The organism is Rhabdothermincola salaria (assembly GCF_021246445.1).
Taxonomy (GTDB): Bacteria; Actinomycetota; Acidimicrobiia; order Acidimicrobiales; family Acidimicrobilacustridaceae; genus Rhabdothermincola_A; species Rhabdothermincola_A salaria.
The window spans coordinates 694,794-708,674 of the sequence record NZ_JAJQXW010000002.1; the positions used below are offsets into that span (position 1 = coordinate 694,794).

The 13,881-nt window shown below is 72.4% G+C and carries 15 protein-coding genes; 14 read left to right on the forward strand and 1 reads right to left on the reverse strand.

The annotated features are described in order from the left end of the window. Position 1: 1 nt before the first annotated feature. From folE to LUW87_RS12485, 13 genes are all read left to right on the forward strand, one after another. On the forward strand, positions 2-622 hold the full coding sequence (gene folE, locus LUW87_RS12425) for a GTP cyclohydrolase I FolE (RefSeq protein WP_346742560.1): 621 nt from the start codon (positions 2-4) through the stop codon (positions 620-622). Between the two features lie 9 nt (positions 623-631). Further along, positions 632-1,411, forward strand: coding sequence for a dihydropteroate synthase (folP, locus tag LUW87_RS12430; RefSeq protein ID WP_232671492.1), 780 nt, complete (start codon positions 632-634; stop codon positions 1,409-1,411). A gap of 4 nt (positions 1,412-1,415) precedes the next feature. Continuing rightward, complete coding sequence (locus LUW87_RS12435; RefSeq protein WP_232671493.1) at positions 1,416-1,928, forward strand: protein-tyrosine phosphatase family protein; 513 nt, start codon at positions 1,416-1,418, stop codon at positions 1,926-1,928. A 28-nt stretch (positions 1,929-1,956) separates the two neighbouring features. Then, positions 1,957-2,322 carry a dihydroneopterin aldolase gene (folB, locus tag LUW87_RS12440; RefSeq protein ID WP_232671494.1) on the forward strand — a complete coding sequence of 122 codons (366 nt, stop codon included), beginning with the start codon at positions 1,957-1,959 and terminating at the stop codon, positions 2,320-2,322. Further along, complete coding sequence (gene folK, locus LUW87_RS12445; protein ID WP_232671495.1) at positions 2,323-2,790, forward strand: 2-amino-4-hydroxy-6-hydroxymethyldihydropteridine diphosphokinase; 468 nt, start codon at positions 2,323-2,325, stop codon at positions 2,788-2,790. It abuts the gene before it with no gap. A 7-nt stretch (positions 2,791-2,797) separates the two neighbouring features. Then, complete coding sequence (locus tag LUW87_RS12450) at positions 2,798-3,547, forward strand: DUF2520 domain-containing protein (protein WP_232671496.1); 750 nt, start codon at positions 2,798-2,800, stop codon at positions 3,545-3,547. A 49-nt stretch (positions 3,548-3,596) separates the two neighbouring features. After that, on the forward strand, positions 3,597-4,451 hold the full coding sequence (panC, locus tag LUW87_RS12455) for a pantoate--beta-alanine ligase (RefSeq protein WP_232671497.1): 855 nt from the start codon (positions 3,597-3,599) through the stop codon (positions 4,449-4,451). A 64-nt stretch (positions 4,452-4,515) separates the two neighbouring features. After that, positions 4,516-4,908 (forward strand): aspartate 1-decarboxylase, encoded by a 393-nt coding sequence (gene panD, locus LUW87_RS12460; RefSeq protein ID WP_232671498.1) that lies wholly within the window; start codon positions 4,516-4,518, stop codon positions 4,906-4,908. A gap of 55 nt (positions 4,909-4,963) precedes the next feature. Further along, a complete protein-coding gene (locus LUW87_RS12465; RefSeq protein ID WP_232671499.1) occupies positions 4,964-6,613 on the forward strand; it encodes an L-aspartate oxidase in 1,650 nt (549 codons plus the stop codon). A gap of 4 nt (positions 6,614-6,617) precedes the next feature. Then, a complete protein-coding gene (gene nadC / locus LUW87_RS12470) occupies positions 6,618-7,481 on the forward strand; it encodes a carboxylating nicotinate-nucleotide diphosphorylase (RefSeq protein ID WP_232671500.1) in 864 nt (287 codons plus the stop codon). A gap of 21 nt (positions 7,482-7,502) precedes the next feature. Next, positions 7,503-8,300, forward strand: a complete 798-nt coding sequence (locus LUW87_RS12475) for a type III pantothenate kinase (protein ID WP_232671501.1) — start codon at positions 7,503-7,505, stop codon at positions 8,298-8,300. 8 nt (positions 8,301-8,308) lie between these two features. Further along, positions 8,309-9,298: an NAD-dependent epimerase/dehydratase family protein gene (locus LUW87_RS12480; protein ID WP_232671502.1), complete on the forward strand. Its 990-nt coding sequence runs from the start codon at positions 8,309-8,311 to the stop codon at positions 9,296-9,298. A 22-nt stretch (positions 9,299-9,320) separates the two neighbouring features. Beyond that, positions 9,321-10,133, forward strand: a complete 813-nt coding sequence (locus LUW87_RS12485) for an alpha/beta fold hydrolase (protein WP_232671503.1) — start codon at positions 9,321-9,323, stop codon at positions 10,131-10,133. 65 nt (positions 10,134-10,198) lie between these two features. Here LUW87_RS12485 and LUW87_RS12490 read toward each other — a convergent pair whose 3' ends face one another. Continuing rightward, positions 10,199-11,224, reverse strand: a complete 1,026-nt coding sequence (locus LUW87_RS12490) for a polyprenyl synthetase family protein (RefSeq protein WP_232671504.1) — start codon at positions 11,222-11,224, stop codon at positions 10,199-10,201. Positions 11,225-11,354: 130 nt separating this feature from the next. Between LUW87_RS12490 and LUW87_RS19310 the strand changes: the two genes are divergently transcribed. Then, on the forward strand, positions 11,355-13,880 hold the full coding sequence (locus tag LUW87_RS19310; protein WP_232671505.1) for an ATP-dependent Clp protease ATP-binding subunit: 2,526 nt from the start codon (positions 11,355-11,357) through the stop codon (positions 13,878-13,880). Position 13,881: the final 1 nt, after the last annotated feature.

A 13,881-nucleotide genomic window follows, 5' to 3' on the forward strand; every position in this document is an offset into this window, starting at 1 on the left:
GCTGGTCCGGCCGTCTCGACCGGTCCCCGACCGCCCGCCCCATGAGACACTGCCCCCCGTGGACCTCCCCCGCATCGAGGCAGCTGTCCGCGAGATCCTCCTCGCCATCGGCGAGGACCCCGACCGCGACGGCCTCCAGAACACGCCGGGTCGCGTCGCTCGCATGTACAGCGAGGTCTTCGCCGGCCTCCGCGAAGAGCCGGACTCGCACCTCAAGGTGGTGTTCGAGGCCGAGCACGACGAGATGGTGATGGTCCGCGACATCGCCCTCACCTCGATGTGCGAGCACCACCTGGTGCCCTTCATCGGCAAGGCCCACGTGGCCTACATCCCCAATGAGGACGGGCGGGTCACCGGTCTGTCCAAGCTGGCTCGTCTGGTCGACGCCTACGCCAAGCGACCGCAGGTGCAGGAGCGACTCACCGCCCAGATCGCCGACGAGATCGAGCGCACCCTGCAACCGCGGGGCGTGCTGGTCGTGGTCGAGGCCGAGCACCTGTGCATGTCGATGCGCGGCGTGAAGAAGCCGGGTTCGTCCACCGTGACCTCGGCGGTCCGGGGGTTGTTCCGCGACAGCACGGCCACCCGCTTCGAGGCCATGCGCTACATCGAACGCAGCTGACCGCTCGCCGTGATCCCCCAGGTGATGGGCATCGTCAACGTCACGCCCGACTCCTTCAGCGACGGCGGCCTCTTCCTCGATGCCCAGGCGGCCGTGGCCCACGGTCGGGCGCTGTTGGCCGAAGGGGCATCGGTGATCGACGTCGGCGGCGAGAGCACCCGCCCGGGGGCGTCTCCGGTCGACGCCGCCGAGGAGCTGCGCCGGGTCCTGCCGGTCGTCGAGGCCCTCAGCGAGCACGGACGGGTCAGCATCGACACCCGCAAGCCCGAGGTGGCCCGGGCGGCGGTGGCCGCCGGTGCCACCCTGGTCAACGACGTGTCTGCCTCGCTGTGGCCTGTCGCGGCCGACTGCGGTGTGGGTTGGGTGGCCATGCACATGCTCGGCGAGCCCGGCACCATGCAACAGGAGCCCCTCTACGACGACGTCGTCGGTGAGGTGTGCGCCTTCCTCGAGGCACAGGCTCGCCAGGCGGCGAAGGCCGGCATCGACGAGGTCTGGGTCGATCCCGGGTTCGGCTTCGGCAAGACCGCCGAGCACAACCTCACCTTGATGGCCCACCTCGACGACGTCGTGGCCCTCGGCTGGCCGGTGCTCGTGGGCACCAGCCGCAAGGCCACCATCGGGCGGCTGTTGGCCGCCTCCGACGGGGTCGACGAGATCGTCCCGCCGGACGATCGGCTGGCCGGATCGCTGGCCACCGAGGTGTGGTGCATGCATCGTGGCGCGCGCATGGTCCGAGCCCACGACGTGAGCGCCGCCGTCCAGGCGGCCCGAGTCGTGGCAGCATGACCGGGTGGCCAGCAAGGGCAAATGGGCCCAGGGCATCCGCCCTCGTAACTTCCACTGGGTGATCGCCGACCGTCTCGCCATCTGCGAGCGGCCCGGCGGCTACGGCGCGAACCATCGCAAGGTGCGCCGCCAGGAAGAGATCATCTGGGTCCGTGAGCAGGGGTTCACCGTCGTGATCTCCACCATCGGCGCCCCCCACAACCTGCACAACTACGACGAGCTCGGCGTCGTGTGGCGGCATCGGCCCTACGACGACGAGGACCTGGCGGGCTACGAGCGCCGGCTCTTCACCGAGGTCCAGGGCCTGCTCGCGGCCGGGGCCAAGGTGCTCGTCCACGGCGACGAGCTGGGCGACAAGGTCTGCGGGCTGATCGCCGGGTACCTGCTGTGGACGGGGCTGCTCGACACCGCGCCCGCCACCGTCACCGTCGTCGAGCGCCTCACCAGCCGCCAGCTCGGGCCCGTCGGTCGTGAGCTGGTCGCGGTGGCCGGTACGCTGCCCGCTCCCCCCGGGTGACGACACGCGCACCTCTGCGAAGGACATGATGGCCCCCACTGATCGCATCGAGCTGCGCGGCCTCGTGGCCAGCGGCATCTGCGGCGCCCTTCCCGAGGAGAAGCAGCGCCGCCAGCCCCTCGAGGTCGACCTCGACGTGGTGGCCGACCTGGCCGCCGCCGGAGCGTCCGACGAGTTGGACGACACCCTCGACTACGGGGCCCTGGCCGCCGCCGTCGAGTCGGTGATCACCGGCGAGGAGTTCACTCTCCTCGAACGCCTGGCCCAGCGCCTGGCCGAGGTCGTGCTCGCCGATCTGCGGGCCCTCGAGGTCACGGTCAGCGTGCGCAAGCAACGCCCCCCGGTCCCCCAGGTGATGGCCACCTCCGGTGTGCGCATCACACGGGGTCGATAGATGGCACGCGCCTTCCTCGGCCTCGGGTCGAACCTCGGAGAGCAGTGGGCCCTGCTGCGAGAGGCGGTGGGGTCGCTGACCGGCGTGGTGGCCGTCTCGCCGGTGTACCGCACGGAGCCGATGGGCGGCCCGGGCGGACAGCAGCCCTACCTGAACCTGGTGGTCGAGCTCGACACCGCGCTCAGCCCCCGAGAGCTCCTCGGCGTCTGTCACCGGCTGGAGTCCGCCGCCGATCGGGTGCGGGTCGAGCGGTGGGGCCCGCGCACCCTCGACGTCGACATCCTCTGGATCGAAGGCGTCGAGATCGACGAGCCGGACCTGCAGATCCCGCACCCCCGGATGCGTCGCCGTCGTTTCGTCATGGCCCCGTTGGCCGACATCGCTCCCGACGTCGCCGGCGCGGACTGGACCGACCGGGCCGAGGGTCGCGTGGAGCTGGTCGGCGGCCTCGACACCGCCCCCGCCTGAGGCGACGGTGCCGTCGCTGCGCGTCATCGGCCCGGGCCGAGCGGGTGGTGCGCTCGAGGTGGCGCTGGGGGCGGCGGGCTGGCAGGTCCTGCCGGCCCGGCGACGGGGGGACGACGTGACGACGGCCGCGAGCGGCGTCGACCTGCTGGTGGTGGCCACCCCCGATGCCCTGATCGACGAGGTCGCCGCCGCGGTGGCGCCCGAGCCGGAGACCGTGGTCGTCCACCTGGCCGGATCGCGAGGCCTCGACGTGCTGGGCGCGCACCCCCGGCGGGGCGCGCTGCACCCCCTCGTCGCCCTGCCCGACGCCGCGCTCGGAGCGCGACGCCTGGCGGCCGGGGCCTGGTTCGCGGTCGCCGGAGACCCGCCGGGCGCGCTCGCCCTGGTCGAGCGGGCGGCGGCCGACCTCGGCGGCAGATCGTTCCGGGTGGACGACGACGCCCGGGCCGCCTACCACGCCGCCGCCGCCATCGCCTCCAACCATCTGGTCGCGCTGCTCGGACAGGTCGAACGGGTCGGCGCCGGTGCCGGGGTGCCCCTCGCGGCCTATCTCGACCTCGTGCGGGCCACCGTCGACAACGTGGCCGAGTTGGGTCCGGCGGGCGCGCTCACCGGCCCGGCCGCTCGAGGCGACTGGGCCACCATCGAGCGCCACCGGGCCGCCCTCGCCCCCGACGAGCTCGAGGCCTACGACGCCATGGTGCGTGCCGTGCGTCGGTTGGTCGACGCCCGTGACGACGACGCGTCCCGCCCGTGACCGCTCGCACCAACTGGACCGTCGGTCGTCGTCGGGGGAGAGTGGCCCGATGCAGCTGGTGAGCACCAAGGACGAGTTGCGGCACCATCTCGATGCCGTGCGGATGGCCGGCCGCAGCGTCGGGTTCGTCCCCACCATGGGAGCGCTCCACGAGGGGCACCTGTCGCTCGTCGGGGCCGCGACGGCCGACTGCGACGTCGTCGTGCTCAGCATCTTCGTGAACCCGTTGCAGTTCGGGGCCGACGAGGACCTCGAGTCCTATCCGCGGCCGCGCCAGCGCGACCTGGAGCTGGCCGAGACGGCCGGGGTCGACGTGGTCTTCACGCCGTCCCCTCAGGAGATGTACCCGGGGTCCGTCTTCACCGCCGTGCACGTCGCCGCCCTCACCTCCACCATGGAAGGGGCGGCCCGGCCCACCCACTTCGACGGCGTCTGCACCGTGGTCACCAAGCTGTTCAACCTGGTCGGGCCCTGCCACGCCTACTTCGGCGAGAAGGACTACCAGCAGCTGGCGGTGGTGGGCCGCATGGTGGCCGACCTCGACCAACCGGTGACGGTGGTCGGGTGCCCCATCGTGCGCGAGCCGGACGGCTTGGCCCTGTCGAGCCGCAACGTCCACCTGTCGGGGGAGCAGCGCGAGGCGGCCGGCGTGCTGCACCGGGCGCTGCGGGCCGGAGCCACCATGATCGCGGTCGGCGAGCACGACGGGGAGGCGGTGGCCGCCCACATGGCCGAGATCATCGGCGACGAGCCCCTCGCCCGGCTCGACTACGCCACGGTGGTCGACGCGGCCACGCTCGAGCCGCTGCGGGCCCTGGCGCGAGACGCCGAGATCCGGTTGTTGGTGGCGGCCGCTTTCGGATCGACGCGCCTGCTCGATAACGTGGGTGTGACCGTCCCCTGACGGCCGTGTTTCTCCTCCCCCCGTACGGCGACCGCAACCGGCGTCGAGACCTCCAGGAGCTCCAGTGAACCGCCGCATGATGAAGTCCAAGATCCACCGGGCGCGCGTGACCGACGCCAACCTGCACTACGTCGGGTCGATCACCCTCGACACCCGCCTCATGGAGCTGGCCGACATCAAGGAGTGGGAACAGGTCCACGTCGTCGACATCGACAACGGCGCCCGCTTCGAGACCTACGCCATCCCCGGCGGTTCCGGCGACGTGTGCCTCAACGGTGCCGCCGCCCGCCTCGTGCAGCCGGGCGACCGCATCATCGTGATCACCTACGCCGACTACGCCGACGCCGAGCTCGACGCCTATGAGCCCCGTGTCGTGCACGTCGACTCGTCGAACCGTCCGGTCGACGAGGACGCGGCCGTGGAGCTCGCCGCCCTCGAGGTCGGTGTGCGGGCCTGACGGCCCGCTCCACACCCATGCACCGGTCGACACCCCGGCCGGGGGCGTGCTCCCGGTGAGCGACGACGGCGACGAGACGCTCCGCGAGGTCGATCTGCTCGTCGTCGGCTCTGGCGTGGCCGGCCTGTCGGCCGCCGTGCGGGCAGCCGACATCCACGGGCTCCGGGTGGGTGTGCTCACCAAGGGCGAGCTCGAGCAGTCGACCACCCGCTGGGCCCAGGGCGGCGTGGCCGCCGTGCTGGCCGAGGACCCCGACTCCACCGACCTGCACCTCGCCGACACCCTCTCCGCCGGCGCCGGCCTGTGCGAGGTCGAGGCGGTGCGGGTGCTCGTCGACGAAGGCCCCGGACGGGTGCAGGACCTCATCGCCCTGGGCGCCATGTTCGACCGCGACGCCCACGGGGAGCTGCAGCTGGCCCGCGAGGGCGGGCACACCCTGCCCCGCATCGTGCACGCCGGTGGAGCCGCCACCGGCGCCGAGATCGAGCGGGCGCTGGTGGAGGCCGTGCAGCGCACGGCCGCCGCGGTGCACGAGCACGCCTTCGCCCTCGACCTGTTGATCGACGGCGGCCGCGCGGCCGGGGTGCGGGCGGTCACCGCCGACGGCCGCACGGTCGACGTGAGGGCCCGCCACGTGCTGTTGGCCACCGGGGGAGCCGGTCAGGTCTTCTCGGTGACCACCAACCCCCTCGAGGCCACGGGCGACGGCGTCGCCATGGCCCTGCGCGCCGGCGTCGCAGTGGCCGACGTGGAGTTCGTGCAGTTCCACCCCACCGCCCTGCACCACCCGCGCATGCCCCGACCGCTGCTGAGCGAAGCCCTGCGGGGTCACGGGGCCCTGCTGCGCGACACGACCGGCGCGCGGTTCGTCGACGAGCTGCTGCCTCGCGACGAGGTGTCGCGGGCGATGACCCGGCGCATGCTCGACCTCGGCGTCGACCACTGCTGGCTCGACGCCACCGGCCTCGAGGACTTCGCCGCCCGGTTCCCCACGATCATGACGTCGTTGGCCGAGGCCGGCCTCGACCCCACCGTCGACTGGCTCCCCATCGCCCCGGCGGCGCACTACCTGTGCGGGGGCATCGTCACCGATCTCGACGGTGCGTCGAGCCTCCCCGGCCTGTGGTCGGCGGGCGAAGCGGCCTGCTCGGGGGTGCACGGCGCCAACCGGCTCGCGTCCAACTCGTTGTTGGAGGGGATGGTGTTCGGCGCCCGGGTCGTCGAGGCGGTCGAACGGGGGGTCGACGGGCCCCGGGCGACGGGCGCCATGCGGGGTGTGCTCGAGACGACCGGTCCCGACGCCATCGGGGCCAGCGTCCTGCGGGACTGGACCCCACCCGGTCGCCTCCCCCGGGTGGCGTCCGGCGACGCCCCGTCGCCCGCCGAGGTGGCCGCGGCCCGCGATCGCCTGCAGCGGGCGATGACCACGGGCGCCGGGGTGCTGCGCTCCGCCGATTCCCTGGCCGACACCGACCTGGTCGTGGCCGAGGTCACCGCCGTGGCGGCGAGGGGCGCCGACCCGTCGACCTGGGAGCTGGCCAACCTGGCCGTCAACGCCGCCGCCCTGCTCGACGCGGCCGAGGCCCGCCTCGAGAGCCGGGGTGCCCACACCCGCAGCGACCACCCCGCCGCCGACCCCGCCTTCCGGCGGCGGCTGGTGCTCGGCGGGGGATTACCCGCCGGGCCGTCCGGCGAGGCAGGCTGAGCAGATGACCAGGGCCGTGCAGCCACCCCGCGGGGCCGTCGTCGACGCCGTGGCTCGCGCCCTGGCCGAGGACCTCACCCCCCTGGGCGACCTCACCTCGGCGTTGCTGCCCGAGGACCTCGTCGCCGAGGCGGCCTTCGTGGCCCGCCAACCCGGCGTCGTGGCCGGCCGGGCCTGCGCCGACGAGACCTTCGCCGCCGTCGACGACCAGGTGGCGCTCAGCTGGCAGGTCGACGACGGCGACGCGGTCGAGCCCGGCGCGGTGCTGGCCACGGTGACCGGCCCACTGGCGCCGATCCTCACCGCCGAGCGCACCGCCCTCAACTTCCTGGGCCACCTGTCCGGCATCGCCACCCGCACCCGGGCCTTCGTCGATGCCGCCGCGGCCGGAGGGGGCCACGCCCGCATCTGGGACACCCGCAAGACCACACCCGGCCTGCGCAGCCTCGAGAAGGCCGCCGTGCGCGCCGGAGGCGGGGCCAACCACCGCGGGAACCTGTCGGACTGGATCCTGTTGAAGGACAACCACATCGCCCTGTTCGGCATCGTCGAGGCCGTCGGCCGGGCCCGGGCCATGTGGCCGGCGCGCACCGTGCACGTCGAGTGCGATCGCCTCGACCAGGTGCGCGAGGCCCTCGGCGCCGGGGCCGACGCGCTGCTCCTCGACAACATGACCCCCGACGAGGTGCGCGCCTGCGTGGCCGAAGCGGCCGGCGCCCCCCGGCGGCCCCTGCTCGAGGTCTCCGGCGGGGTCACCCTCGACACCGTCGCTTCCTACGCCGCGACCGGCGTCGACTGCATCTCCGTGGGCGGGCTCACCAACGCCGCGCCGGTGCTCGACATCGGCCTCGACCTCGACCCCGCCTGACCCGTCGCCGAAAGGACGCCCGTGCTGCTCGTCGTGGATGCCGGCAACACCCAGACCGTGGTCGGTCTCTACGAGCACGACGGCGAGCCCGTCGCCGACGACCGCCAGCCCGACGACGGCCTCCTCGACCACTGGCGCATCTCCACGGCATCCACCCGCACCTCCGACGAGATGGCCGTGCTGCTCCAGGGCTTCCTCGCCCTGCGGCGGGCCTCGTTCGCCGACATCGAGGGCATCGCCGTCTCGTCCGGCGTGCCCCGGGTCACCGCCGCCATCCGCGACCTCGCCGCCCGCCACCTCGACTTCGACCCCGTCGTCATCGAGCCGGGTGTTCGCACCGGCATCGCCATCGTCTACGAGAACCCCAAGGAGGTGGGCGCCGATCGCATCGCCAACGCGGTGGCCGCCTACGCCATGTACGGGGGCCCGACCATCGTGGCCGACTTCGGCACCGCCACCACCTGCGACGCGGTGTCGGCCAACGGCGAGTACCTCGGTGGCGCCATCGCCCCGGGCATCGAGATCTCCATGGACGCCCTCGTCGGCCGGGCGGCCGCCCTGCGGGCGGTGGAGCTCAAGGCGCCCCGCACCGTGCTCGGCAAGTCCACCGTCGAGTCCATCCAGTCGGGCGCCGTGTTCGGGTTCGCGGCCCAGGTCGACGGGCTCTGCGCCCGCATCGAGGACGAGCTCGGGCCGTGCACGGTCGTCGCCACCGGGGGCCTGGCCGAGCTCATCACCCCCCACTCCGAGCGCATCCAGCACACTGAGCCCTGGCTCACCCTGCACGGTCTGCGCCTGGTGTACGAGAAGAACCTGTAGAGGTCGCCATGAGGGTCGCCATCACCGGCATGGGAGGAGAGCTGGGCACCCGCGTGGCCACCCTGCTCGAGACCCACGACGAGATCACCGAGATCGTCGGGGTCGACGTCGAGCCCCCGCGCCGCCACCTCGAGCGCAGCCACTTCCACCGGGTCGACCCGCGCAACCGGTCCCGCATGGTCGAGGTGCTGGCCGCGTTCGAACCCGAGGTCCTCCTGCACATGGGGGTCTACGAGCCCAACGCCCGCTCCAGCCCCCGTTCGGCCACGGCCCGCACCGCGGCCGGCACCGTGGCCGCGGTCGACGCCGCCCGCGAGGGCGGGTCCCTGCGCCACATCGTGATGCGCTCCGGCATCGAGGTGTACGGCCGCGGCCGCCACGCCCCCGAGCGCCCCGACGAGTCCGCCCCGCCGGCGCCCACGTCGCCGTTCGGCCAGTCGCTCCTGCACGCCGAGCGGGTCGTCGCCACCGGCGCCCTGCGGGCCGACGTCCCCGCCGCCCTGGTGCGCTTCGCGCCGGTGCTCGGACCGCACTTCCCGAGCCCGCTGGGTCGTCTCCTGCGCCTCCCGGCGGTCCCCGTCCCTGCCTTCGGTGGTGGTGCCTTCTGCGTGGTCCACCGCGAAGACGCCGCCCTGGCCCTGGTGGCGGCCGTCCTCCGCGGCGACGTCGACGGGCCCGTCAACGTGGTCGCCGCCGGGGAGGTCAGCGCCTGGGACGCCGTGCGCATGGGGGGACGCGTCCCGGTCCCCGTGTGCGGGTTGGGGTGGCAGGCGGCCAAGCTCACCACCGAGCTCTCCAGCGCCCCCCTGCCCGATCATGTCATCGAGCTCCTGGTCAAGGGGCGCCTGGCGGACGGTGGTGGGGTCGAGGGCCGCCTCGGTGTCGTGCCCGAGCACGCCACCCGCGACGTGGTGCGCCACGTGCACGAATGGGGGGAGACGGCCTGGACCAGGTCGGGCCCCTCGACCCCTTCGAGTGGCGCGGCCCCGGCCGCCTGAGCCCGGTCCCTACACTCGGCTCGTGCCCACCGTCTCGGCCCACGACGGGACCCGCATCCACTACGACACCTTCGGTCCCGACGACGGCCCGCCGGTGCTGTTGGTGCAGGGTCTCGGGGCCGACAGCCGGGGCTGGATGCGGCAGCGCCGCATGCTCTCGGACCGGTACCGCGGCATCGTCTTCGACAACCGGGGGGTGGGCCGCAGCGACGTCCCCCCCGGGCCCTACGACCTCGAGGTCATGGCCGACGACGCGGTGGCCGTGCTCGACGACCTGGGCATCGAGTCGGCCCACGTCATGGGGGCCTCGATGGGCGGGGTCATCGCCCAGATCCTGGGGGTGCGCCACCGACGACGGGTGCGCTCGCTGGTCCTGGCCTGCACCGGGTGCCAGCACCTGCCGTGGCGTCGCGAGCTGCTGGCCGAGTGGGGCGAGGTGGCCCGCACCAAGGGCATGCGGGCGCTGGTGGACACCGCGGCGCGTTGGCTGATGGGCCCGCGGTCCCGCTTCCGCCTGTGGCCCGTGGTCGGGGTGCTCGGACCGTTGGCCCTGCAGGTGTCGCCCGAGGCCTTCACCGCCCAGATCGACGCCATCTTGGCCCTCGACGACAAGCTCCGCTTCGAGCTCACCTCGATCGAGGCCCCCACCCTGGTGCTGGTGGGCAGCCAGGACATCTTGACCCCCATCGGCGACTCCGAGCTGCTCGACGACCTGATCCCCGATTCGGAGCTGGTGATCATCACCGGGGCCGCCCACGGGTTCATGTTCGAGACCGCCGGGCGGTTCAACGAGAGCGTGCGCACCTTCCTCGACCGGGTCTCCGCCGACGACTGAGGTCCATCCCGAGCGTGGGCCACGGCGCCCCGATGGTCGTCGGGGGCGGTCGACGACGGGGAGGCTCAGGCGGCGGCGCGGACGCTGGCGAGGAGGTGGTCGGCCGCGGCCTGCAACGCACCCGCCGCCTCGGTGCCGGCGTAGGGGGCCAGGGCCACCTGGCCGTCCTCGACGTAGCGCCGGGCGGTGTCGAGCGACGCCTGCACCGCCGGCCCGCCGCGCAACAGCTCGCGGGCCTCGGCCAGGGTGGCGGGATCGTCGACCGGTTCGAACGAGCCGTCGATGGGACGGAGCCGGCCCAGCAGTGCCTCGAGGTGCTGGGCGGCGTCGCCGCCCGCCTCCAGCGTGCGGATGACCGGCAGCGTGTAGGTGCCCTCCACGAGGTCGTGGCCGGCGGGCTTGCCCAGCTCCTCATCGGTGGCGGTGACGTCGAGGAGGTCGTCCACGATCTGGAAGGCCATGCCGAAGCTGCGGCCGAAGGTCGTGAGGGCTTCGATCTGGTCGCGGGGGAGGCCGGCGACGATGCCGCCGACACGACACGACGTGGCCAGCAGCGAGGCGGTCTTGCCGTCGATGGAGGAGAGGTAGGCCTCCTCGGTGCGACCCAGGTCGAAGGCGTGCTGCAGCTCGAGCACCTGGCCCTCGCAGAGCCGGGCGATGGTGGCGGCCAGCAGACCGGCCACCTCGGTGCCGAGCGAGGCGCCGATCTCGGACGCCTTGGCCAGGAGGTAGTCGCCGGCGAGGATGGCCTTGAGGTTGCCCCAGCGAGCGTTGACGCTCGGGACGGTGCGCCGGGTGGTGGCGTCGTCCATGACGTCGTCGTGGTAGAGCGACCCGAGGTGGACCAGCTCCACCGACACCGCGCCGAGGAGGACCTCGTGGGAGGCGGCGACGATCTCGGGCGTGGCGGTCGCGGCCGACGTGACCGCGAAGGCGGGGCGCACCCGCTTGCCCCCGGCGAGGATCAGGTGGCTGGCGACCTCGGTGAGGAAGGGGTCGTCGGCCACCACCGAGGCGCGCAGGGCGTCCTCGACCCGGCTGAGGTCGGCCTGCAGCACCGGGAGAGCGAGGAGGGGGGAGGCGGCGGCCACGAGTGAACGATAGGCGGGCCGGGCCCGAACCACTGAACCCGAGAGAGGTGATGGGGAGGGTGGTGGGTAGACTCGACCCACGATTCCCCCGTTCCGGGGGAGCCATTCCCGCCCAGGGGAGGCAGTTTCTGTGTTCGAACGTTTCACCGACCGGGCTCGCCGTGTGGTCGTCCTCGCCCAAGAGGAAGCACGGCTGCTCAACCACAACTACATCGGCACCGAGCACATCCTGCTCGGGCTGATCCACGAAGGGGAGGGCGTGGCCGCCAAGGCCCTCGAGTCCCTCGGGATCTCGCTGGAGGCGGTGCGCAGCCAGGTCGAGGAGATCATCGGCCAGGGCGGCTCGTCGCCCAGCGGCCACATCCCCTTCACCCCGCGGGCCAAGAAGGTCCTCGAGCTGTCGTTGCGTGAGGCCCTGCAGCTGGGCCACAACTACATCGGCACCGAGCACATCCTGCTCGGGTTGATCCGCGAGGGCGAGGGCGTCGCCGCCCAGGTCCTGGTCAAGCTCGGCGCCGACCTGTCCCGGGTGCGCCAGCAGGTCATCCAGCTGCTCTCCGGCTACTCCGGCCCCGGCACCCAGGGTGGTGGCGGCGAGAAGGCCGGGGCCACCGCCGGCGGCTCGGGCGAGCAGACCCAGTCGGGGTCGCTGGTGCTCGACCAGTTCGGCCGCAACCTCACCCAGCTGGCGCGTGAGAAGAAGCTCGACCCGGTCATCGGTCGGGCCCGCGAGACCGAGCGGGTCATGCAGGTCCTCAGCCGGCGCACCAAGAACAACCCGGTGCTCATCGGCGAGCCCGGCGTCGGCAAGACCGCCATCGTCGAGGGCCTGGCCCAGGCGATCGCCGCCGACACGGTGCCCGAGACCCTCCACGCCAAGCAGCTCTACACCCTGGATCTGGGTGCGCTCGTGGCCGGGTCGCGCTACCGGGGCGATTTCGAGGAGCGCCTCAAGAAGGTGCTCAAGGAGATCAAGACCCGCGGCGACATCATCTTGTTCATCGACGAGCTCCACACCCTGGTGGGGGCCGGTGCCGCCGAAGGCGCCATCGACGCGGCCAGCATCCTCAAGCCGATGCTGGCCCGCGGCGAGCTGCAGACCATCGGTGCCACCACGCTCGACGAGTACCGCAAGCACCTCGAGAAGGACGCCGCCCTCGAGCGTCGTTTCCAGCCCATCAAGGTCGAGGAGCCCTCGGTGGCGCACACCATCGAGATCCTCAAGGGGCTGCGCGACCGCTACGAGTCGCACCACCGGGTCACCATCACCGACCAGGCCCTCGTGGCCGCGGCCAACCTGGCCGACCGCTACATCTCCGATCGCCACCTGCCCGACAAGGCCATCGACCTCATCGACGAGGCCGGCTCCCGCCTGCGCATCAAGCGCATGGAGACCCCGCCGGACTTCAAGGAGCTCGAGAACCAGATCGCCCAGGTGGTCAACGAGAAGAAGGAGGCCGTCGAGGCGCAGCGCTTCGAGGAAGCCGGCCGCCTGCGCGATCGCGAGAAGGAGCTCCTCGCCGAGAAGGAGACCAAGGAACGCGAGATGCGCGAGGCCGGCATCGACCTCTTCGACGAGGTCGACGAGGAGGCCATCGCCGAGGTCCTGTCCATCTGGACCGGCATCCCGGTGTACAAGCTCACCGAGGAGGAGACCGCCAAGCTCCTGCGCATGGAGGACGAGCTGCACAAGCGGGTCATCGGCCAGGAGGACGCCATCAAGGCCGTCAGCCAGGCCATCCGCCGCACCCGCGCCGGCCTCAAGGACCCGAAGCGGCCCAGCGGTTCGTTCATCTTCCTCGGCCCGTCCGGCGTCGGGAAGACCGAGCTGGCCAAGACGCTCGCCGAGTTCCTCTTCGGCGACGAGAACTCCCTCATCGCCCTCGACATGAGCGAGTACATGGAGAAGCACACCGTCAGCCGTCTGGTGGGTTCGCCCCCCGGCTACGTGGGCTACGAGGAGGGCGGCCAGCTCACCGAGGCCGTGCGGCGCAAGCCGTTCTCGGTGGTGCTCTTCGACGAGATCGAAAAGGCCCACCCCGACGTGTTCAACACGCTGCTGCAGATCCTCGAGGAAGGCCGGCTCACCGACAGCCAGGGCCGCTCGGTGGACTTCCGCAACACCGTGCTGATCATGACCTCGAACCTCGGCACCGCGGATCTGCGCAAGGCCAACGTCGGCTTCGGCAAGTCCGACGAGGCGATCAGCTACGAGAAGATGAAGGAGAAGGTCAACGAGGCGCTCAAGCAGCACTTCCGCCCGGAGTTCCTGAACCGCATCGACGACACCATCGTCTTCCACGAGCTGACCAAGGCCGAGGTCACCACCATCGTCGACCTCATGATCAGGCGGGTCACCACCCAGCTCGAGGCCCAGGGCATCGGGCTGGAGCTCACCGAAGCGGCCAAGCTGCACCTCGCCGAGAAGGGCTACGACCCCACCCTCGGCGCCCGGCCCCTGCGTCGTGCCATCCAGCGCTTCGTGGAGGATCCGCTCTCCGAGCGGTTGCTCCTCAAGGGCTTCCGGGCCGGGGAGCTCGTCATCGTCGATGCCGAGCCCGATCCCGAGACCGGCGAGATGGAGATGGTGTTCCGTGCGGTCGAGGGCTTCCAGCCCCCGCCCATGGAGCTGGCCGAGACCGGTCCCACCGAGTAGC